Origin of the sequence: Methanosarcina sp. A14 (assembly GCF_001729375.1) — an archaeon.
In the GTDB taxonomy this organism is placed as follows: Archaea; Halobacteriota; Methanosarcinia; order Methanosarcinales; family Methanosarcinaceae; genus Methanosarcina; species Methanosarcina barkeri.
Window position 1 is genome coordinate 1 of the sequence record NZ_LZPK01000123.1, and the last position, 20,290, is coordinate 20,290.

Genomic DNA, 20,290 nt, shown 5'->3' on the forward strand with positions numbered 1-20,290 from the left:
GGCTGGTCTGCAAGCCTGACATGGCCCGAAAACGTACATATCATGAGTGGGGACAGGGCTGAAGTTGTGAAATTCAAAAAAGACAGAGAAAACGCCGCTGTTATAGTGGGGATGAGCTATCCAACACGGCACATAATGAAAAATCTTGTGAAAAACTTTCCAAAAAAAGAAGGTAACTGGCCGTTTACTATAGGGCTGCTGCATTGCAGCGTGGGAAGCAACCCGGAACATGACCCTTATGCACCATGTACTCTGCAGGACCTCAGGGAGCTAAATTATGACTACTGGGCGCTTGGCCATATCCATACTCCCTCTATAGTGTGCAAAGAGGCTCCGATTGTGATATATCCTGGAAACCCACAGGGCAGGCATTTCAGTGAAAACGGTGCCAGAGGGTGCTTTGTTGTGGATGTTTCTTTAGGAAGAGATTCTTCAGGAAGAGATATTTCTACCAGGTTCATAGAGACCGACTCTGTCCGCTGGTATATCAGGGAAATTTCCATAGAAGGCCTGGAAAAAGAAGGAGAGCTAATAGAAAGCCTTCAAAGCCAGCTTGATGAAATGAGGGAAAACTCCGTAGGAAGGTCTGTGATTTGCAGGTTTGTCCTTAAAGGGAGGGGACCGCTGCATCACATTCTCAGGCAAGAAGGATTTATCGAAGACCTCCTGCGTTTGCTCAGGGAAGGCGAAACCTGGGGCCGGCAGTTCATCTGGGTAGAGCGCATTGAGGATGATACACTCTTTCCCATAGAAAGGGAAATTCTTCTGAAAAGGGAAGATTTTGTGGGAGACCTGGTAAAAATTGTGGAGGGCTTGAAGACTGATGAAAACTCCCGGAATGAGTTCCATGAAGTCCTTTCCCCTCTTTTTGGTTCAAGGAATGGGAGAAAACATATTTCCAAAATTGATGATGACGAGATGAATTCTCTGCTTCAGCGCGCTGAAAATATCCTGCTTGATGCTTTACTCACGGAGAAAGATAATGAAAATTAATGCCATCCAGATTGATGGTTTTGGCAAGTTTTCCAGCTTGTCGATGGAAGACCTACCCTCCGGCCTGGTCATTTTTACAGGGGCAAACGAAGCAGGAAAATCGACATTATTTACTTTTATCCGGAGGATGTTTTTCGGTATTCCTAACACGAGGCTCTGCAACCTTTATCCTCCGCTTGAAGGGGGAAAGCATGGGGGAAGACTTTCAGTCATCGATTCTGCCGGAGACAGATGGGTCATAGAAAGAAGTGCAGGTCGAAAAGAAGATGTAAAGGTTTTGCTTCCAGATGGGAATATGGGAGGTAAAGCTGAACTTATTAAACTGCTGGGCCATGCAGACAGAAACGTCTTTGAAAATATCTATGCTTTTGGCCTTGAAGAATTGCAGAGTTTTGAGACCCTGAACGACCAGAGCATCAACAGTAAACTCTACAGTGCAGGCACAGGAGTTGGAGTTTCGATTTCAGGACTGATGAAATCGATCAGCGGCATTGAAAACAACCTGTATAGGCCTAGAGGTAGTAAACCCCTTATAAATGAGCTATTCAGAAAGATAAGAAAAACTGAAGTAAAAATTGCCGAACTTGAGGGGGCCCAGAAAAAATATGATTCGCTTCATTTCGAACTGGAACAGAAAACCATGGAGATTGACCAACTAAAAGAAAAGTCTCTGAACATAAGGAAGAAATTAAACCACATTCAAAACCTACTTTCCATTTGGGAAGACTGGGAGGTCCTCTATGAGTCAAAAACTTCCCTTGAAAGCTTACCTGAACTTGAGAGTTTCCCTGAAAAAGGGGACGAGAAGCTTACGAGGCTCCAGGAAAGAATTGAAGAAATAAGGGAGGTTATTTCAAGGCTGCAGCAGGACATGGGTAAAAAGGCCATTAAAGAAAAAAGCCTTTCCTCGGACGAAAGCCTTCTAAAGCAAAAAGATTCGGTGCTGGAACTGGAAAGCGGAATTGAAAAATACAGGTCTGAAGAAAAACTGCTCCCTTCTCTGGAAATGAACCTCAGGCAGGAAAACGCCGGGCTTTCTGAGCTTCTTCTGGAGCTTGGTCCATCCTGGGATGAGAAAGCTTTGGAGCGTTTTGACCGCTCTATCCCTGCAAAGGAATCCGTCATTCAGATGCGAAGGTCAGTAGACGAAATTGAGGATAAAATAAAAGAGACCAGAAACGAACTCCAGCAGATCCTTAACAGCATTGAAAGAGTCCTTCAGGAAAATGATCTTTTTGAAGAAAGTCTTCTCGTACACAGAGACCAGGTTATCGAACTTGGAAACGGAATTGAAAAATACCAGGCCGATAAGGACTTTCTTCTTTCCGGAACTCAGGAACTTCAGGATAGAAAGGCAGAACTCAGGGAAACTCTGTCAGGGCTTGGGGAAGGATGGGATGAAACTGCCCTTGATCTTTTCGAGCACTCAATCCCTTCAAAAGAAACTGTACTCAGAAAGCGAAGGGAAATGGATGAGGCAGAAAAAACAATTGAAAGATACCGCGACAGGCTCGAATTTGCCCTTGGAGAAATTAAAGAAGTCTGTGAGGAAATCGAAGCCCTCAAAGATAAAATTGAGGTATACTCTACCCTTCCCAGGCCTGAAGAGCTGAAGCAGGAGCTTGAAGCTGTAAGTTATCTCAGGGTAACCTACCATCTCCTGAAGGAAAAAGAAGGTGAACTCAAAAGCCTGGAAAAAGAAGAGATGCTTTTTGCAGCTTTAAGACCTCAGGAAACCGAAAATGAGGATGGTCTCCCCCTCTGGCCTGCAGGAATGGTTCTGCTTGCAGGCTGCACTGGCCTGGTGTACGAAAGCATTAGCGGCGCTCTGTTTTCCGGACTTGTCATATTTTTACTCCTTTTCGCTACTTCTGCGGTATACTTCTTGAAAACTACTAATAAGTCCTCAGTCCGCCCTGCCGGAGAAGAGCGCCTGGAGGACGCTGAGTCCCGGAAACAGAAAACACAGGACTCAAAGGAAAAGCTGTTCAGAGAGATTAATGCACTGAAAGCATCCATGAAAGCCCGTGCAAAAAAATGTGGTTTTGAAAACATTCCTGATCCCTCGGTACGGGAGCAGAAAGCCGATGAGCTGCAGAGGGCCATGGTTAAGTTGAAGACTGCCTGGGAGCTGCGCCAGAGGGAGGAAAAGCTCCAGAAGAAGCTGGATAAGTTAAATGCAAGTTACATAGAACTTAAAGATACTATCCGGGCACAAGAGGCAAAGCAGGGAGAAGTCCTCCAGGAATGGAAAGGGTGGCTTATTTCTTCAGGGCTTAGCCCGGAGCTCTCTCCCGAGCATGTGCTTGAGATCCTTTCAGCAATCAGGGCTTGCCTGGAAAAACAAAAGAATATAAAAGAACTGGAAAAACAGGTAACGCTCAAAGAAGCTACTGTTAAAGAGTATGAAGAAAAAGCCTGTAGTATTCTGGAGGCTTGCAGAAGGCCTATTTCGGGAATTGCACTTGAAAGTGAAATCGCAAAACTCAGGGAGGACGTGAGTTTTGCATTTAACCAGGCTGAAAGAGTAAGAAAACTTGAGGTTGAGTCCGAAGGCCTTAACCGTAAAAAAGAAGAGCTGGAAGCCCGGCTACTTGAGGAGAAAAAGACACGTAATACCCTGGCAGAAAAGTGGACTGGTTGGCTTGGGACTTACGGGCTTGACCCTTCGCTTTCAGTAGAAAGTGTGCTTGAAATCTTTTCGGTAATCCGGACGTGCTTTGATAGGCAGCGTGCAATCCGGAAACTTGAAGAACAGATAGCTTCCAGCAGAAAGTCGATAGAAGCCTATGAAACAAAGGTAGACGGAGTACTGCAGGTATGTGGACGTCCGCTTTCCGGACTCTCTTTTGAAGCCCAGGTTGAAAAACTTCGTTCAGATCTGGAAAAGGCATCCGATGAGGCCAGAAGCCTTCAACAGCTGAAAACGAAATCTGAAGAACTCAAGATTGAACTTGAGGCATCACGGGATAAATACAAAGAAGCTGCTGAAGAGCTTGCAGTTCTTCTTGGTTCCGGTTCTGCAGAGACGGAAGAAGAATTCTATGAAAACTCCCGGCTCTGGGCTCAACGAACCGAGCTAGAAAACAGGAAAAGAGAAGCTGAACAGCAGATATGGAGGATTTCCGGAAGTGACGAAGAGTACAGGCTTTTCGTAGAAGAACTGCAAACTTCTGATCCTTCAGGCCTGAAAGAAGAAAATCGCAGGCTGGAGGAATGCCTGAAAACACTGGAACAGAAGATTTCAGATACTATAGATAGTCGCGGAGCGATACGAAACCAGATTGAACAGCTCGAACGCGGAAGTGAAGGTTCTCTGGCAAGGGTAATGCAGGAAAGCCTGCTGGAAGAACTTCACGAAAAGTCAAGGGAGTGGGCTTCTCTGGTTTTAGCCCGTGAGATCCTTGCTAAAGCAGTCAAAGTCTATGAAAAGGAAAGACAGCCTGCAGTTATCGTGGAAGCCCAGGCTTTTTTCTCAAAAATTACCGGAGGCAGGTACACGAGAATTTATTCCCCACTCAACTCTACCGAAATATATGTTGAAGACCGGAACGGACGTCAGAAGAGCATTCAGGAACTCAGTCGGGGAACGGCCGAACAGCTTTATCTCTCTCTGCGCTTCGGTTTCATCAGGGAATTCGGCAGGCATTCGGAATCTCTTCCGATTGTTTTTGATGACGTACTGGTGAATTTTGACCCTGAACGCTGCAAAAGCACCTGTGAAGCCATAAAGGACCTTGCATCAGACAACCAGATCTTTTATTTCACTTGCCATCCTGAAACCGTACAGATGCTTGTAGAAAGTTTCCCTGAAACCAGGGCTGTAGACCTTGACGCAGTATAAAAAAGTAGATATAGTATAAAAAAGAGCTATAAAGAGCAAAAGCATAAAAAGGCAGATAATAGAAAAAGAAATTCAAGCCTTTTCTAAATAAAGAAGGTAAGAGGAAGCTAATATAATAAGAACTCAAACCAAGCTTTTGTTATAAGAGAGTTTTTCAAGCTAGCAAGTCGTCATTTTTTGATTGAAACTGTAATAATAACAATCCTGATGTGCGAAGTTATTTAACTTTTAATATAATATTGCTATAAAGGAAAAATTATAGAGAGGGGAATATGGTAGACACTTCTTTTCTTTCGTTTCAAACAAATCCGCAATATAGTCCCTTATCTTCATTCTGGTACTTTGGGAGCTTGTCTGGAAAGGTGTAGCTTTATGGAAGGCAGCAAGGGAATCTCAGAAATACTGGTTTATCGCTATACTCGTTTTGAATACTGTAGGCATTTTACCTATCCTTTATATTTTCTTGTTTAAGAAAGGTAGAAAGGGAATATAAAACTAAAAAGTTCAAACTGATATTGAGATCACTGATATTGAGATCACTGATATTGAAATAATTGATATTGAAATAATTGATATGGCGATTTATATCAAAAAGATAAATATTTTTTATCTTTGCCAGTGGGTTTCTTCCATATCAATGGCCGCAAAAATCTGTACAAGAGGGTGTCTTTTTATAGCTCTCATCAAATCCTCTGGGGTATATTCCATACCATATTCATAGCATGAAAACAGCCCCATATGATACAGAATTATGTCCCTCTCAATGCGTGTCAGTTTTATGTGTTTCTTAATTTTTTCAATAGAAAGAACTGAATGTTTATTATTTGCGGGATGGCCTTGTAAAGTCCGATAATTTTCATAATCTCCAACATATAATCCTTCCTTACAGACGTCGTGACACAGAGCAATAATTGTTAGAGAATCCTCAGGAAGTTGTTCTTTTTTCTTAAGGCGAGAATTCGATAACTTCAGTGGCTCTAATAAATTAAGGCTATGTTCCGCAAGTCCTCCAGGATAATCTCTATGATATTTTGTACTTGCGGGTGCCGAAAAGAAATCGGAATTCTCAAGGTACTGGATGTAATCTTTGATTCCTTCTCTCATAACTTCATTTAAGAGATTCAGAATATAATTCTCGTTGGCAAAGATTTCGTCCTCAGTCAGCATTTCAGTTCCTTCAAATTACCAAGACTTATTAAAATATTATATATGAATTGACTTCAACAGATATTGTTTTATGATAAAAACAAATTTTACTAAACAAATTTTACTAAACAAATTTTACTAAACAAATTTTACTAAACAAATTTTACTAAACAAATTTTACTCCTATCTAAGTATTTACTAGATATTTGGAAACTAAATAAGTATAATAGAATAAATTTTCCTTAAGTTTAATAATTATTGAAAAATAAGGAAAACATAAACCTGAAAAGCCCGAACAAAAAAGTATCTTAAGCAGTTCTCGACGAGTTTCGAGTCTCTGTTCATTATTTTGTTATCTGTTCATTATTTTGATATCCCTTCGTTATTCTGCTATCTATTCGTGATTTTAATTTCTTCTTTTCATGGGTTGCCTTATGATAGTTTTAAGTTTTCCCGGCTTTGTTCTTCGCATATCACTTATGTATATCTCATGGTGTTTCTCACCAGGCAGACTGCCATTAAACTCATATCCTTTTTCTTCAATGAAATTATGTAATTTCTCTACCGCCGGGCCTTCCTGAGAATATGGACCAATGTACATTATCTGAGCTGCTAAGCCTTCATGCAGGCTTTGGAATTTTATTCTGGGAAGTACAGGTAGTTTTTTCTTTTTTTCGACTTCCTGTATGGTCTTTTTTATCATGTATTTAGTGATGAAGTCAGGCTGTCTTATCATTGCAGTCCATTTCCAGCCACTTTTATCTTGAATATTGAAATCTGCCAGATTTTCAACCCACCAGAGTCCTTCAAGAGGCATTACCACATAATCCTGCGAGTTCTCTTTTTTAGTGATAAATTTAACTTTATAAGATACTGAAAACAACGCTTCTATGGAATCATGATATTCCTGTGATGTATTAGGGTCGCCTTCACCGTCTATCATTAGAAAATTCATTTCAGGAACGTCTACGATTGATACTTCTTTTGCGGATGGATTGTACATTTCTTTATTCTCTTTTTTAAAATATATTTTCGGCATTTTAGATCACTCCAGATTTTTAACTGCGCTATATTCAAATTAGTCAAAAACAGGCAGTTATTATTGGTTTTTCTTTCTGTGTTTTTCTTAATAAGCAGTTGATATGTCTAGAGATTTGTAGAGACTTGCGGTTTAATATTTCTTTAACACTAATACTCAAGCAAGTCAAATTTTCATCCATGCCAGATATTTGAATATCCTGGAAAATAAGATGGAGATAAAATGGAAATTTATGCTAAAAAGAAGATTCAAAGTCTCACATATAAATTTATTTCATAACTGCAGTAGTAGAAAGAAGTAGAAAGAAGTAGAAAGAAGTAGAAAGAAGTAGAAAGAAGTAGAAAAGACACTTTACGCTAAATTAGAAACTTTCAGCTAGTGTTAAAATGTACATAATTTCTCTCAAATACGATTATTTAGAAAGCTTTAAGCTTCGAAAATACATATTTTTAATTGCTGTTTGAGGTACTGTCCCTGGAAAATCAGGATTGAGGTATCCTGAGTTGAATCCAGGAAGATATGTCTGCATTTTTATTCATGCTATTATTGTTTTTATCAAATCTAAAGCTCAGTGTGACGAGGTGAATTGCCACACTTATTGTACAAAGGAGTTACAATTATGCGTGACACGAAACTGATCCGAGTACTTGCAGAATATCTTGCAAAATGCACAGAAATCCATGCAAGGAACGAATCGATACCGCCAGAGAGCCTGGAAAAGTTTATGATCAACATCGTAAGCTGCCTGGAAGTCGGAGGAGTTGGCGATGTCGGAAAAGAGCTGGTTCCACTCAAAAAAGCACGTGCAACCATCAGACTTGCAAGACGTGAATTTGAATGGCAGTGCGATAATATGGATAACCCTGAAGACTGGGAAACCTGCCTGCGGAATGCAGTCTCAGGAAATGTATAATTTTTTAAAATTTTCCAGGCAACCCGTGAAATTGCTGGTAATATTTTAGGCATTGTCCCCCGCAAAATGAGAATTTGAATACCTTTGCATTTCTCCGGAAGCTGGTGAAGCTTAAACGCTGGTGAAGCTTAAACTATGCAGTCACGCTTTGCAGGCATACGTGTGTCCAAGGCTGTAAATCAAGAGGAAACCTCTCAAATCCGATCAAACAAGTAAGTGCGCGCATTTTTAAGATTTGGCTAAAGACCCCCACTAATTTTTAGCCTTGACATTTTTAGCTTTGACATTTTCATTAGTACTAATTTCTTCATTTAAGATACTTATTGCTTCAGAAGACTATCAGACTTATGCAACTGAATTGAAAAACAGTAGTATGAAACTCAAGCAGTTTCAATCATAAGCAGTTTCAATTATCATGTTTACTCTTCTATATTGAAATCCTTAGAGGGATTTCACTCAATTATTATAAACAGCTTCAAGCTTATTTTTCAGGTAGACGGTAAGCCACTGATATCACAGGTCAGGCAATTCTACCTGTAAATATGGTTGCTTCGTTTTCATATTTTTGTTTCTGATATTTTCCTGCAGTAAGAAAGATCAGGGGAGATCATTTCCCTCTAAGCTCATTTACTCTTTTTTCTGCTTTTTCTTTTGTCTGGAAGATTTCGTTGATGCAGTTACATTTTCGCATGTTATGGTCGCAGTGATAGATAATATATAGAATATCAGACAGGCTGGCAGTGGGAACATAACTTAACTCGTTTAACCCCTACCTATACGGGTATAACTTTGTCCATCGATCTCGAGCTCTCCTGCATCTTTCAATGGATCATATCCAAAACATATTTCGCTATCCAGTTCTATCTGCCACTTTTTTACAAAATAGTCAGGCTGGCCTTCAATGTAATCTTTCTCGCAATCCGAAGTACCGGAACTTTTTATGTATTCAAACATGCTTTCGTATATATCTGCCGTCTTTACTTTTCCATAGTACAGGATGTTTATGTTCCTCATTTCCGTTTGTCTCCATGACGAGTTCGTATATTCTGATAAATGTTAAACTATTAAAAGAGAAATGGTTTTTCTTTTAGTTTAATAGAGTATCTGCAAAGATCTGGGTAGCAAAAAATGTGAATATTCAAATAATATATATTTTTATTCCTACGTTTTTACTTCTTTTGTATATTTTTTACTTCTTTTGTATATTTTTTACTTCTTTTGTATATTTTTTACTTCTTTTGTATATTTTTTACTTCTTTTGTATATTTTTTACTTCTTCCCTGTACTCTCTAACAAATTCCACATATTCTGCAGCGTTTTCTGCTATAGCTTCAATCTCGGATTCCTCAATTTCCCTCTTTACCTTCCCTGGAACTCCAATTATCAAGCTGTTTTCTGGAAATTTCTTCCCTTCAGAAATCAGTGCATTTGCACCTACTATAGAATTTCTTCCTATTTCAGCACCGTTCAATATTGTAGAGTTCATCCCTATAAGCACATTGTTTTCTATTCTGCACCCGTGAAGCACAGCTCCGTGTCCCACAGTTACATCATTTCCGACCTGAACCCCATTCGCAGGGTCAGCATGAATTACCACATTATCCTGAATACTTGTCCGACTCCCGATTTTTATCTTATTCCTGTCTCCGCGAAGCACGGCATTAAACCATACACTTGAAAAATCCCCAATTTCAATATCCCCTATAACATCCGCAGAATCCGCAATAAAAACCGTCTCCGAGATTTTCGGGCTTTTGCCTTTAAAATCCATTATCATAATTATGTCTCCGTCTTTTCAAACATTATTATTCTTATTATCCGGAAATTGATTAGATCATTTTTCAGTTTTAATTCCTTTTATACAGGAAACTTCGCTCTTCACAAACCTCAAAAGTTTCATTCAGGCTTATAAAGAAAATTACTGTTGATAACAATCATATCTTCGCCTTATATTTTTATAAAAATCAAAAAACAGAACGATTAAGTGGAAATTACTTTGTTTCAGAATAGGATCTCCTCTTTTTCTCAGTAATTACACTTTTTTAAGGCCTCTTGCTTTTTGGATCGTCTCAAAAGTGAATATTACTAAATTCTTAATTAAACTGCATAACGGTAAATAAGGTATGCAATCACCAGGATTGTCAAAACAGAAAGGAAATTATTCCCGGATTTTGGGTGCATACTGTTTCTACTTTCAGGATTTTTTAGTTGAAGCAAGTGATCTATTATTGAAGAAATTGAAGGATCTGTTAACTGTTCTTTCCTCCTGTATCTGACCATGAGTGCAAAATGAATTAATGTTATAATGAAGGCCAGGATAAAAATTGCAACACCTTCTACTGATATGTATCCCACAATATTCAGGGCTCCCACGACCAAAAAAGATGCAAAATATACTGCAACTGAACGCCATAGTTCCTGTTCCACAATTGGGTCTCGGTTCATATTTCGGCTTCCTTTCTATTTTCAGTAACTTTCCTGCTCAATAGACTTATCTGGGATACTTCTATAAATTGTTGTTTTTTATCTGACTGCCTTATTCTTAAAACCTTCTCAACTTACTTTAGCATTATACTACAAATTTCTATAAGGTAATTTACTTTTAAACATTATTTGATACTCGTGGCTGAGATATATCTGAAAATGTAAACTGAAAATATAGATTGAAAAGAGACTGAAAACGAGATAATGATAGAGACTGCGAACGAGATAATGATAAATAGAGACTGCGAACGAGATAATGATAAATAGAGACTGTGAACGAGATAATTAAAAATAGAGAATGAAAATGAAATAATGAAAAATAGAGAACTAAAAGATAAAGTGAAGTAAAAAATGATATAAAAATATAACACAAAATGAAAAGGAAAAATAGAAAGTAAATCAGATTAAACGAGAGGAAACAACTCTACGTTAAAACTCAATTCCAATAGTATTATCTTAAATCAATCTCAGCTAGTGCCTGATGATCTTTAGCATACTCTGGGAATCGGGTCTCCGGCAGGTACATCTACAAAACGCATGCCACCAAACCGGTTTCTTAGGACTACTTCTTTCTTATCTGGAGTAACTTCTCCTATAACAGCTGCGTCCCTGCCGTAAGGGTGTTGCCTCAGGATTGAAAGCACTTCGTCTTCAAAGCCGGGTTTGACTCCGATAACTGCTTTTCCTTCATTTGCAACCTCAAGGGGATCGAGGCCCAGCATCTCACAGGCTGCGGAAACAGCTGGTTTGAAAGGAATCCAGTCTTCTTCGATAAGAATGCCTGCTCCGGATTTTTCTGCCATCTCGTTCAGGGCATTTGCAAGACCTCCACGGGTCGGGTCTTTCATTGCCGTAATTACGGGTTCGCCCTCTGGAGTTCTGAGTTTCAGGAGGGGTTCTATGAGTTTCCAGAGGGGGGCTGAATCTGAGGCAAGGTCGGTATCAAAGTCAAAACCTTCCCTGTGAGCCATAAGCGAGATTCCGTGGTCGCCAATAGTGCCTGTGACCAGAATTTTGTCTCCCGGCTGAAGCCCTGAGTCTCTTACAGGGCTATCCGTAATTCCCAGGCCTGCAGTGTTCAGGATAATCGAATCAAGCGCAGTTTTCTCCATGGTTTTAGTATCGCCCGTTATTATGGGTACACCAACCTCTGCAGCTGTTTTGTCCATTGTTTTAATAATTTCCTCAAATTCCTTGAGTGGAAAACCTTCAGGAACGATGACTGCACAGGTAAGGGCAAGGGGCTTTGCTCCCATAACCGTAAGGTCATTGACAGTGCCTGAAACTGCAAGTCTTCCTATATTGGTATTTGGGAAAAAGGCAGGTGTAATCACGTGACTGTCAGTAGTCATTACGAGTTCGCATCCCTTATTGAAGCCTTCAAGTCTGACCGTAGACCCATCATCAAGACATTCGAGTCCAATCGAACCTGCACTTTTATTGTGAAAGTTTTTAAGAATTATTTCTCCTATAAGTGCCTGCATAACCTCTCCGCCTGCACCATGCTCAAGAGAAATGGTATTTGATTTCATATAAGTCTCCTTTTTTCCGCCTTTTAAACCCTTCTGGATCTTCTCAATCTACTTTAAATCTTCTTAATCCGAGCTTCGAGTTAATTCTTATAATCTAATTTCTAACTTGATCTTCACTAACCCTGGCTCGAGCTAATTCTCTTTAATCTAATTTATAATTTGATTCTCATTAACCCTATCTCGAGTTAATTCTCTTTAACCTGGTTTCTTTATTCTCTTTAATCTCGCCTCATCTATTCTGAGCTTCTTTAACTCCAAGCTCGATAAAGCTAATCCAGGTTTCCAGGCTTTCCCAGTCATGCTTTGAAGTCAGGATAACCGGCACATTCGGTTTTAAGGAAAGAATGTCGTCTCGCATTTTTTCGGCATCGACATCAACCGCATGTGCAATGTCAACTTTATTTATTACTGCAAGATCTGAAGTCTTGAATATCATGGGGTGCTTGAGAATAATGTCGTCTCCCTCGGTAACACTCACGATTACGACCCTCAGGTGTTCCCCCAGTTTGAAGTCCACAGGACAGATAAGGTTGCCTACGTTCTCAATAAAAAGGAGATCCGTGTTACTGAGATCGATTTCATCCAGGGCTTTTTCCACCAGTTTTGCATCAAGATGGCACTCTTTTCCAGTGTTTACGGGAATAGTAGGTACATCAAGTTTTTTGAAACGAGAAGAATCCATTTCTGCGACTACATCCCCTGCGATCACAGCTATATTATACTTATCCTTAAGTTGCCTGATAGCTTCTTCAATCAGAGTGGTCTTTCCTGATCCGATTGCACCCATAACATTTACCGAGAAAACCTGATACTTGTCAAGTTTCTTTTTGTTTTTTTCAGCAACTTTATCATTTGCTTTGTAGACATCATGTCCCATATCGATTACATGCATTAACATAAACATCACTTGGGGAATTATTTTTTATTTTTTACCTTTTTGAGGTTCAATCCTGGTTTTCAGTTTCGATTTCGATACTTTTAATTATCAGTTCTCTTCCACCTGTAAGCTGAGCAGGCTTTCCGCAGACCGGGCATTCCATAACTGCCGCATAAGCCAAAAGTTCGCTTTCAAATTTACAGTTCTCTCGTATCTTTTTTTCATCTACTGCCCCAGTGTATCCACACTCACATTCAAGAGAGGGCGGTATCATTTCTACAATAAGATCTGCATCTTTGGCAATACTTTCATTTGCAAGGACGTTAAAACAGAAACTAAGTTGTTCCGGATTAGTATGGGATAGTCTTCCCATCTGAAGGGTTACGTGCTTAACTTCCGTGGCTCCATGCTCTTTGGCAGTAGCCATTACCTGCTCGAAAATTTCACATGCAATGGACAATTCATGCAACTCTGTTGCCTCCTTCTCTTGAGTACCTGAACCAGTTATAACACATACCTTCCTGGCTTACCATACAGGGACCTGCAGGATTTTTCGGGGTACATTCCTTACCGAAGTTCGGGCACTGGGAAGGCTTTGCTTTTCCTGTAAGGATAGCGGCGCAGATACAACGCTTTTTGTCTTTTCCTCCTGTTTTCTTTCGGACATCTTCAAGAGCAGAAGCATACAAGTCTTCGTACTTCTTTGCAGCATCCTTTTCCTCAAACTCTTTCCTGAGCACAAGCCCTGAATTCTCTATCTTTCCTATACCTCGCCACTCAGAATCTGAGGTTTCAAATACTTCATTCATTATTTTAAGGGCAATCTGGTTCCCTTCAGGTTTTACAGCTCTCGGGTAACCGTTATCTACCCTTGAGATTCCTTCCTCGGCTTGCATTTGTAACAGGTTTATTCCAAGGAGAATATCTCCTGGTTCAAACCCACTTACGGCAATAGGAAAGCCTTTTTCTGCAAGAGACTCAAAAGGTTTTGTGCCTATTATGGTTGCCACATGCCCAGGAGCTATAAAGGCATCAACGTCTGCATCCCTGGCAAGGAATTCGACTGCAGGAGGAGTTTGCTTCTGTGAGGTAAGAAGGCTGAAGTTTTCGGGGGTCTTTCTTAAAAGAGCAGCAGCATTTGCGGGAACTGTCGTCTCAAAGCCTATTCCAAAAAAGACTACTTCAAGTTCTGGCTTTTTTTCTGCAAGGGCAATTGCATCGTCAATACTATAGACCATCTTTACATTTGCCCCTTCAGACTTCGCATCCAGCAAACTTTCTGCCGAACCCGGAACCCGCATCATATCTCCAAAAGTGACAACAGTTGCCCCGCTTTTTGCAAGGGCAATTGCAATATTAATATCTTCTTCAGGAGTCACGCAAACAGGGCATCCAGGGCCGCTAATTACCTCGATATTTTTCGGAAGGATACTCCTTAACCCATATTTTGCTATCGTTCGCTCGTGTGTTCCGCAGACATGCATTATGCGAAGCGGTTTCTTCGAGCCTTTGATTCTTCCCAGTAGCTTTTTTTCAAGTTCAGGAACCGCTGGCTTTGAAGGTAAATTCCCGTTTTCCATTTTTCATCAGCGTCCGTTTTCAGATAGATTCGCTTTCTGGTGTATCTATCTCTTCAAGTCCCGCAATCTGTCTGAGAAGGTGCATTGTTTCTTCACTTTCTTCTTCCGAGATTTCGGCTATTGCATATCCAACATGGACAAGAAAATGTCTCCCTATCTGGGATTCATTTGCGCCTCCCATAAGGTCCATATTCACATCTCTGCAGATTCCGCCCATGTCAATCGTTGCAGTATTCTCATTTACAATGGATTTTACTTTTCCAGGAATAGCTATACACATGTTTCCTCGAACTCTTTTCTTTTAAAATCCTATTAATTTATATAATTTCATTTTTTATGAGGTAAATTCCTGTATTAAGAGTTTTGCAAAACTTGTATTAAGGGTTTTACAAGAATTATTTTGTAAGAATTATATATTTGTGGGGTATATATAATTACAGGTCTCAACTGAGCAAAAACCCCTCCCAGTTTTACTTCCTTAACCGGCTAAATAGTTTATATCCCCTTACTTGTTTTTATTTTTCTACTGCTGCTCTTAAATGAGCGCTTTTCCTTTTTCCACTTGCCGCAGATAGAAAAATGGAGATACCATCAACAAGACCCTGATTCTACGTTTTAAACAAATCTGTTGTCGAAAATTATTTTTTAAAACTTTCTGGTCCTATGTTATATTCTTTTTGTTTTTTCATTTCACTTACATAATTTAAAAATGTTATTTTTCCCTGATATTTAACTTGCTTTAGAAAGGGTTTAGAAAGAGTTCTAAAATCACTCTATTTATCGGGACCTATTTGTCGGGATACTCTATATTTAAAAGACATAGATAATTACTTGAGTAGTATTATATAGTAGTATTATATTCTGCAGCTTCACATAATAAGATTAGCTTCTTTAGCACTTCTTTTCCGTATTAAGTTTCTATTAAATTTATTTTTCAGAACATTGAAGATCAGAGTTAATAGATAAAACCCGGGATAAAAGTTTTCAGCTTTTAGTAGGAGCGAAATTCTCCGTGGAATTTGAGAGTTAAACATGATCAGTTGCCATAATAGAGTTCCTTCTCATGAAATATTAGTTCTAGTTGAAATATCTCAATATACTAAAATATCCTTTAGAAATAAGTAATTCTTTCTTTGCTTTTCAAAACTTTTTTGCATTTTATTTTAATTTCATGCATTTTGTCATAATACAGATAAATTTTTAAATATGAATTAAGACTTCATTAGTAACTTTTAACTTTTGAAATTAAATTAATTTTTTTGATCCTCTTTTCTCTTTCAAGAGGCTTCAATTCTACATATATGTACTACAATACCCAACAATAGACATTGAGTTGAATTATTTATATTTGGGACATATTATATATATTCCCAAATCATATGTCTCCAATCCAGCCAATTAATATATTTATTGGAGCGTGTAAAAAACCTTAAATACTATTCCCTCATTGAAAACATTAGTGGTAAATTTATGTATGCATTTATATAATTACTGTGGACAATTATTCAAAATTTTCTTTTGAATGTATAATTTGGGTAAAATCAAGATGTGGTAGAGATGAGTACTGGAATAAAAAATCTTGTCCGTACACTGGACAGTGTGGACTTCTTAAAAATGGATCGACGCACTTTCATGAAAGCGTTAGGTGCAATGGGTGCAGCTGCATTTCTGAATACCTACCAAGCTGACATGGTAAAGGCCCTTGAAGAATTCCCAGAGACAAAGCTTCTTTGGATCCACGGCTCCGAATGTACCGGCTGTTCTGAATCAGTGTTAAACGCAGGCAATCCTGACCTTGTACAAGCACTACAAAAGCTCAATATCAATCTTGCTTTCCATGAGACTCTTTGTGCACAGCAGGGAATCTGGAATGATGGCAAGCTTGTGAACAACGCCGAGCTTAACTCCGAAATTCTCCAAGAAGAAATATATAAAGAAGGTAAATATATCCTGGTAGTTGAAGGCTCAATTCCAAACGGTCCAGATGGTTCGGGACGCTACCTGGTTATTGGGAACAAACCTTTCAAACAAACTCTTGGAGAAGCTGCAAAGAACGCAGTTGCTGTCGTTGCAGTAGGTTCCTGTGCTGCATACGGAGGAATTACCTCTGCGGACAGCGATGTTGCCAAGGATACGGATTACAGGGGAGTAGCTTTTGCAAAAGATGACTCTTCAAAGGGCATGCTTAAGGAACTTGGCATCGATAAGCCGGTAATCAACATTCCTGGTTGCCCTGCTCACCCTGACTGGGTTCTTCTTACTGTGGGCGCGGTAATTCTTGGAAAGATCAAGATCCCTGATGATCTCGATACTCTTCTGGACGAGTACGGCAGGCCAAAGGTCTTCTTCCCCCCAGACCATGTTGTCCATGATAACTGCCCACGCCGCGGATACTATGACCGTGGAGAATTCGATGAAGAGATCGGCGGGCCAGGATGCCTGTGGAAATTAGGCTGTAAAGCTCCCTATGCTCACGCAGACTGTGCAATTCGTAAATGGAATGGTTCAGTAAGCATGTGTACTCAGGCAGGCGGCCCCTGTATTGCCTGTGTCGAGCCGGGCTTCCCAGACACTTCAAGACCTCTGTTTGTTGAACGTGAAGATATCGGAGTTGCCGGGACAAACATTGACACAATAGCCAAAGTTGCAGTTGGAGCAGCTGCAGTTGCAGCAGGCGTACATGCTGTTAGGAGAATGGGAAAAGGAGAGTGAGTGAAAAATGGTAAATGTTACAGTTGATCCCTTAACCAGAATTGAAGGTCACCAGCGAATATCCACTGAAGTAGGTGCTGACGGTGTTATTACCGATGCCCAGTCATCTTCCCTTATATTCAGGGGTTTTGAACGAATTTTGCAACATCAGGACCCAAGAGATGCAGCTTTTCTTACCCAGAGAATTTGCGGTGTCTGTCCTCTGTCTCATGGATTGACAGCCACAAATGCTCTTGATGATCTTTATGGCGTAGCTGAGAGTGTTCCAAAAGACGCTCTTATGATGAGGAATATTTTCCAGGGCCTGAACATGGTTGCAAGCCATGCAACTCATATATACGTCCTCTTTGGTCCTGACCTTGCAAACCCAGCGTACAAGAATGTCCTCACAACACTGGGAGACACCGGAAACGCAGTCTGGAAAGAGATGGTTGGAAGGTTTGCCCCAATCAGCTACAAGATGGATGGCGTGGCTGTACCTGCGGGAAGTTCCTATCTTGCAGCAATTCCTGAAAAGAAACGCCTTGCGGAGATGATCGCACTTATTGCCGGTAGAATGCCAGGTCCTTCAGCCCTTTATCCAGGTGGATATACCTACCCGGCTACTGTCGCAGATGTAACCAAACTTGCCTCTTACTATCTGCAGATCATGGACTTCGTATCCAAACATACTCTAAGAGTTGATTTTGATACCTGGATCAAAAACACCTATAAGGCAAGCTCTCCTCAAAAAGCAGTAAGCTTTGTTACTGAACACCTCCAGGGTCTTGTTGACAAATCAACTGCTTCCAATGACTTCTCCAAAGACGCAGGTTGGGGAGATGTGGAGTTCTATGCAGCTTTTGGTTCAGAACTTGTAGGAGAACAAATTCTTGGTCTTCCAGCAAGCCTTAAACATGATACAATCGGTGGGTACAAGGACCCCTCAAAGATCTGCTTCGTTGCATATGGTGGATACTACAAGTACAAAGACGGATACGATCCGAGAAGCCCGGCAGGAGACCGTATTTTCACCTCAGGTGTAGTATCAGGAAATCTCGAATATCAGAAATTTGATCCGGACAAGATTACGGAGAGCACTGCTCACTCCTTCTACCAGAACAGTTCCAACGACCTCGCACCAACAAAAGGTGAAACCGTTCCGTTTACGGATCCAAACAAAATCGTCTACACCGGAGGTTCGGACAGCCAGTACAGCTGGGATAAGGCTCCGAGATATGACGGAATTGCAGGTGAAGTCGGGCCTCTTGCACGCATGCTAAATATAAAAGAGCCACTCGTAACCGGTTTGGCTCAGGCCCTTAATGAGAAAGGCTACTCTGCAGCTAATGTTTACACCAGAATGCTGGCTCGTATGCAGGAAACTGCAATTCTCGCGTATGAACTTCTCAATTGGGTAACAGTCGATTACAACCCCAACGGCAAGATTTCCGTGCCTATAGACCTTAATGCAGCTAAAAATAATTCGGGAATGGGCATATGGGAAGCTCCTCGTGGAGCTCTTGGTCACTGGATCTCTGCTGGCAGCGATGGAAAGGTTACCAACTATCAGTGTATAGTTCCGGGTAGCTGGTTGATGTCCCCAAGAGACAGCAAAGGCATTCCTGGTCCTCTCGAACAGTCTCTCATTGGTTCAAAAATCAACCCAGTTGGAGATGTCGATTATACCAATCCAGTTGGCATTTTCCATATGGGTAGATCCTATGATCCTTGCATTTCATGTGCAGTCCACACCATTGACCTGACTGGGAAAAACGCTCCAAAGACTCTAAGAATACTCTAAGTATAGTACAGAGGGAGATGACCCATAATGAAATCAAAAGACAACCGGTCAATGGTTGTTGAGCGCTATACCGCAACTGACAGGATAGCTCATACTGTCCACGCTATTGCAATGTTAGTGCTCATCATCACCGGGTTAAAGATCTATACTGGATGGGACTTTATGAGTTTCCATACCGCCCGCGGTCTTCACATGATAATGGTTCCGTTCCTGCTTGCAGTGAACTGGATCCTTATCCCTTACAACATCTTCTCCGAAGGCCATGGGTTTATGGGAAAGATTTCACACTTTAAGGACCATTATATTTTCGGTCCTAAAGATGCAGCTCGTATGGGCGGTATAATTGGCAACTTCTTCAGGAAAGGCAGATATCCGGCATTCAGCATCTATGATGAGACTACTGGCCACTACAGGACCAAACTTCATCCCTTAATGAAAATCCTGATCGTGCTTGAAGGTACAGCTCTGTTCTTAATTGCAGTCTCAGGCGTTGTGCTTTACAAGCTTGACTGGTCGCTTTTTGGCCTTCCTATAGCTTCATGGATACTGACTATAACAGGCTTTATTTCACCTGTGTTCAATCTGTCTCCCCTGGAGTTCCTCAGGATACTTCACCTGCTGATGACCTACTGGTTTGTTTTTGAACTGGTAGTCCATGTGGGTATTCTGGAGCTTGATCCTCATGTCTTGAAGTACTACAAAGCTATCTTCCTGACCGGAAAAGAAGATCTCGCAGATACTCATTACTCTGAGGTTATCACAGCTAAAACAAAGTATTGCCCTACAAAGGAAAGGCCCTGAAAATATCTTACAGAGAATAAACTTAAGGTAGTACAGGTATGTTTGAAAAGCCTGTACACCTTTTTAACTGCTTTTTTGAGTGAAAATATGTCTATACTAAATGCTTCTATACGCATTCTTGGTTGCGGAAGCCCATTAATGGGAAACGATGGTGTTGGCCTCAAAGTCATTGAGGCCCTTCAAGAATCCGAACTTAAAAACCTCAAAGATGTCAATATCGTGGATGCAGGGGTATGTGGGCTTGACCTTCTAAATCTTCTTGATGGCGCCAGGAAAGTCATAATAGTTGATGCAATTCTGGCTAACAGCCTTCCAGGTTCAGTACACCGTATAGAAGGGAAGGACTTACTGGATGGTGTCGAATTTCATCCCCTGGTTTCAGTACATGATCTGACAATTACAGATGTATTGAAAATAGGAGAACAGGTTCAAGAACTTCCTGAAATTGTGGTCATCGGAATTGAAATAGGGTCGATTGTCACGGAAGCTACGCAGGAAATCAGTCCAGATGTTCTTAAAGGTGTGGATAAAGCCATAAAGCTCATCAGAGAAGAGGTCTTTTCCTCACTTTAATTTCATTTTTGCT

Annotated in this window: 18 protein-coding genes; 8 read left to right on the plus strand and 10 right to left on the minus strand. The window is 40.5% G+C overall.

Annotated elements, in window-relative coordinates; translation table 11 throughout:
• The 3 genes from A9239_RS06775 to A9239_RS20890 form a co-directional block, all read left to right on the plus strand.
• Positions 1 to 993 (plus strand): phosphoesterase (locus tag A9239_RS06775; protein ID WP_069575245.1); only part of this gene is annotated, 993 nt, incomplete at its 5' end.
• The gene (locus tag A9239_RS06780; RefSeq protein ID WP_048121111.1) at positions 983 to 4,837 is read left to right on the plus strand and encodes an AAA family ATPase; all 3,855 of its coding nucleotides are present in this window, start codon (positions 983 to 985) and stop codon (positions 4,835 to 4,837) included. The genes A9239_RS06775 and A9239_RS06780, both read left to right, overlap by 11 nt.
• A 334-nt stretch (positions 4,838 to 5,171) precedes the next feature.
• A complete protein-coding gene (locus A9239_RS20890; protein WP_369815392.1) occupies positions 5,172 to 5,330 on the plus strand; it encodes a DUF5652 family protein in 159 nt (52 codons plus the stop codon).
• 113 nt (positions 5,331 to 5,443) lie between these two features.
• Here the strand turns inward: A9239_RS20890 and A9239_RS06785 are convergent, their stop codons facing one another.
• Together A9239_RS06785 and A9239_RS06790 are read right to left on the minus strand one after the other, a co-directional pair.
• Entirely contained in the window at positions 5,444 to 6,004 is a 561-nt protein-coding gene (locus A9239_RS06785; protein ID WP_052712901.1) for an HD domain-containing protein, read from the minus strand.
• 385 nt (positions 6,005 to 6,389) lie between these two features.
• Entirely contained in the window at positions 6,390 to 6,986 is a 597-nt protein-coding gene (locus tag A9239_RS06790; RefSeq protein ID WP_255361917.1) for a GyrI-like domain-containing protein, read from the minus strand.
• 655 nt (positions 6,987 to 7,641) lie between these two features.
• Between A9239_RS06790 and A9239_RS06795 the strand changes: the two genes are divergently transcribed.
• A complete protein-coding gene (locus A9239_RS06795; protein ID WP_048121113.1) occupies positions 7,642 to 7,935 on the plus strand; it encodes a hypothetical protein in 294 nt (97 codons plus the stop codon).
• Between the two features lie 762 nt (positions 7,936 to 8,697).
• On the opposite strand, the gene A9239_RS06800 is transcribed toward A9239_RS06795, so the two are convergent.
• The 8 genes from A9239_RS06800 to A9239_RS06835 form a co-directional block, all read right to left on the minus strand.
• Positions 8,698 to 8,949 (minus strand): hypothetical protein, encoded by a 252-nt coding sequence (locus A9239_RS06800; RefSeq protein WP_048156007.1) that lies wholly within the window; start codon positions 8,947 to 8,949, stop codon positions 8,698 to 8,700.
• A gap of 235 nt (positions 8,950 to 9,184) precedes the next feature.
• Entirely contained in the window at positions 9,185 to 9,712 is a 528-nt protein-coding gene (locus tag A9239_RS06805; RefSeq protein ID WP_048156009.1) for a gamma carbonic anhydrase family protein, read from the minus strand.
• A 320-nt stretch (positions 9,713 to 10,032) separates the two neighbouring features.
• Positions 10,033 to 10,380, minus strand: coding sequence for a hypothetical protein (locus A9239_RS06810; RefSeq protein WP_048156012.1), 348 nt, complete (start codon positions 10,378 to 10,380; stop codon positions 10,033 to 10,035).
• Between the two features lie 527 nt (positions 10,381 to 10,907).
• Positions 10,908 to 11,951: a hydrogenase expression/formation protein HypE gene (gene hypE, locus A9239_RS06815; RefSeq protein ID WP_048121118.1), complete on the minus strand. Its 1,044-nt coding sequence runs from the start codon at positions 11,949 to 11,951 to the stop codon at positions 10,908 to 10,910.
• Positions 11,952 to 12,180: 229 nt separating this feature from the next.
• Positions 12,181 to 12,843, minus strand: coding sequence for a hydrogenase nickel incorporation protein HypB (gene hypB / locus A9239_RS06820; protein WP_048121119.1), 663 nt, complete (start codon positions 12,841 to 12,843; stop codon positions 12,181 to 12,183).
• A gap of 52 nt (positions 12,844 to 12,895) precedes the next feature.
• Positions 12,896 to 13,297, minus strand: a complete 402-nt coding sequence (gene hypA, locus A9239_RS06825) for a hydrogenase maturation nickel metallochaperone HypA (protein ID WP_048121121.1) — start codon at positions 13,295 to 13,297, stop codon at positions 12,896 to 12,898.
• Positions 13,290 to 14,408 carry a hydrogenase formation protein HypD gene (gene hypD, locus A9239_RS06830; RefSeq protein ID WP_048121127.1) on the minus strand — a complete coding sequence of 373 codons (1,119 nt, stop codon included), beginning with the start codon at positions 14,406 to 14,408 and terminating at the stop codon, positions 13,290 to 13,292. Before hypD ends, hypA begins: the two co-directional genes overlap by 8 nt.
• Positions 14,409 to 14,427: 19 nt before the next feature.
• The gene (locus tag A9239_RS06835; protein WP_048121129.1) at positions 14,428 to 14,688 is read right to left on the minus strand and encodes a HypC/HybG/HupF family hydrogenase formation chaperone; all 261 of its coding nucleotides are present in this window, start codon (positions 14,686 to 14,688) and stop codon (positions 14,428 to 14,430) included.
• Between the two features lie 1,277 nt (positions 14,689 to 15,965).
• Here A9239_RS06835 and A9239_RS06840 point away from each other — a divergent pair.
• The 4 genes from A9239_RS06840 to A9239_RS06855 all read left to right on the plus strand — a co-directional run bounded on the left by A9239_RS06840 (position 15,966) and on the right by A9239_RS06855 (position 20,277).
• Positions 15,966 to 17,120 carry a hydrogenase small subunit gene (locus tag A9239_RS06840; RefSeq protein WP_176722109.1) on the plus strand — a complete coding sequence of 385 codons (1,155 nt, stop codon included), beginning with the start codon at positions 15,966 to 15,968 and terminating at the stop codon, positions 17,118 to 17,120.
• Positions 17,121 to 17,127: 7 nt separating this feature from the next.
• Entirely contained in the window at positions 17,128 to 18,903 is a 1,776-nt protein-coding gene (locus A9239_RS06845; RefSeq protein WP_048121132.1) for a nickel-dependent hydrogenase large subunit, read from the plus strand.
• A 27-nt stretch (positions 18,904 to 18,930) separates the two neighbouring features.
• Positions 18,931 to 19,704 carry a cytochrome b gene (locus tag A9239_RS06850; RefSeq protein ID WP_048121133.1) on the plus strand — a complete coding sequence of 258 codons (774 nt, stop codon included), beginning with the start codon at positions 18,931 to 18,933 and terminating at the stop codon, positions 19,702 to 19,704.
• Between the two features lie 87 nt (positions 19,705 to 19,791).
• Positions 19,792 to 20,277, plus strand: a complete 486-nt coding sequence (locus tag A9239_RS06855) for a hydrogenase maturation protease (protein WP_048157100.1) — start codon at positions 19,792 to 19,794, stop codon at positions 20,275 to 20,277.
• Positions 20,278 to 20,290: the final 13 nt, after the last annotated feature.

Bases quoted from the DNA above. Each gene is read 5' to 3' on its own strand.
- hypD (WP_048121127.1), bottom strand. From the start codon at position 14,408: ATGGAAAACGGGAATTTACCTTCAAAGCCAGCGGTTCCTGAACTTGAA.
- hypE (WP_048121118.1), bottom strand. From the start codon at position 11,951: ATGAAATCAAATACCATTTCTCTTGAGCATGGTGCAGGCGGAGAGGTT.
- A9239_RS06805 (WP_048156009.1), bottom strand. From the start codon at position 9,712: ATGATAATGGATTTTAAAGGCAAAAGCCCGAAAATCTCGGAGACGGTT.
- A9239_RS06850 (WP_048121133.1), top strand. From the start codon at position 18,931: ATGAAATCAAAAGACAACCGGTCAATGGTTGTTGAGCGCTATACCGCA.
- A9239_RS06855 (WP_048157100.1), top strand. From the start codon at position 19,792: ATGTCTATACTAAATGCTTCTATACGCATTCTTGGTTGCGGAAGCCCA.
- hypB (WP_048121119.1), bottom strand. From the start codon at position 12,843: ATGCATGTAATCGATATGGGACATGATGTCTACAAAGCAAATGATAAA.
- A9239_RS06785 (WP_052712901.1), bottom strand. From the start codon at position 6,004: ATGCTGACTGAGGACGAAATCTTTGCCAACGAGAATTATATTCTGAAT.
- A9239_RS06845 (WP_048121132.1), top strand. From the start codon at position 17,128: ATGGTAAATGTTACAGTTGATCCCTTAACCAGAATTGAAGGTCACCAG.
- A9239_RS06840 (WP_176722109.1), top strand. From the start codon at position 15,966: ATGAGTACTGGAATAAAAAATCTTGTCCGTACACTGGACAGTGTGGAC.
- A9239_RS06835 (WP_048121129.1), bottom strand. From the start codon at position 14,688: ATGTGTATAGCTATTCCTGGAAAAGTAAAATCCATTGTAAATGAGAAT.
- A9239_RS06810 (WP_048156012.1), bottom strand. From the start codon at position 10,380: ATGAACCGAGACCCAATTGTGGAACAGGAACTATGGCGTTCAGTTGCA.
- A9239_RS06795 (WP_048121113.1), top strand. From the start codon at position 7,642: ATGCGTGACACGAAACTGATCCGAGTACTTGCAGAATATCTTGCAAAA.
- A9239_RS06780 (WP_048121111.1), top strand. From the start codon at position 983: ATGAAAATTAATGCCATCCAGATTGATGGTTTTGGCAAGTTTTCCAGC.
- A9239_RS06800 (WP_048156007.1), bottom strand. From the start codon at position 8,949: ATGAGGAACATAAACATCCTGTACTATGGAAAAGTAAAGACGGCAGAT.
- A9239_RS06790 (WP_255361917.1), bottom strand. From the start codon at position 6,986: ATGTACAATCCATCCGCAAAAGAAGTATCAATCGTAGACGTTCCTGAA.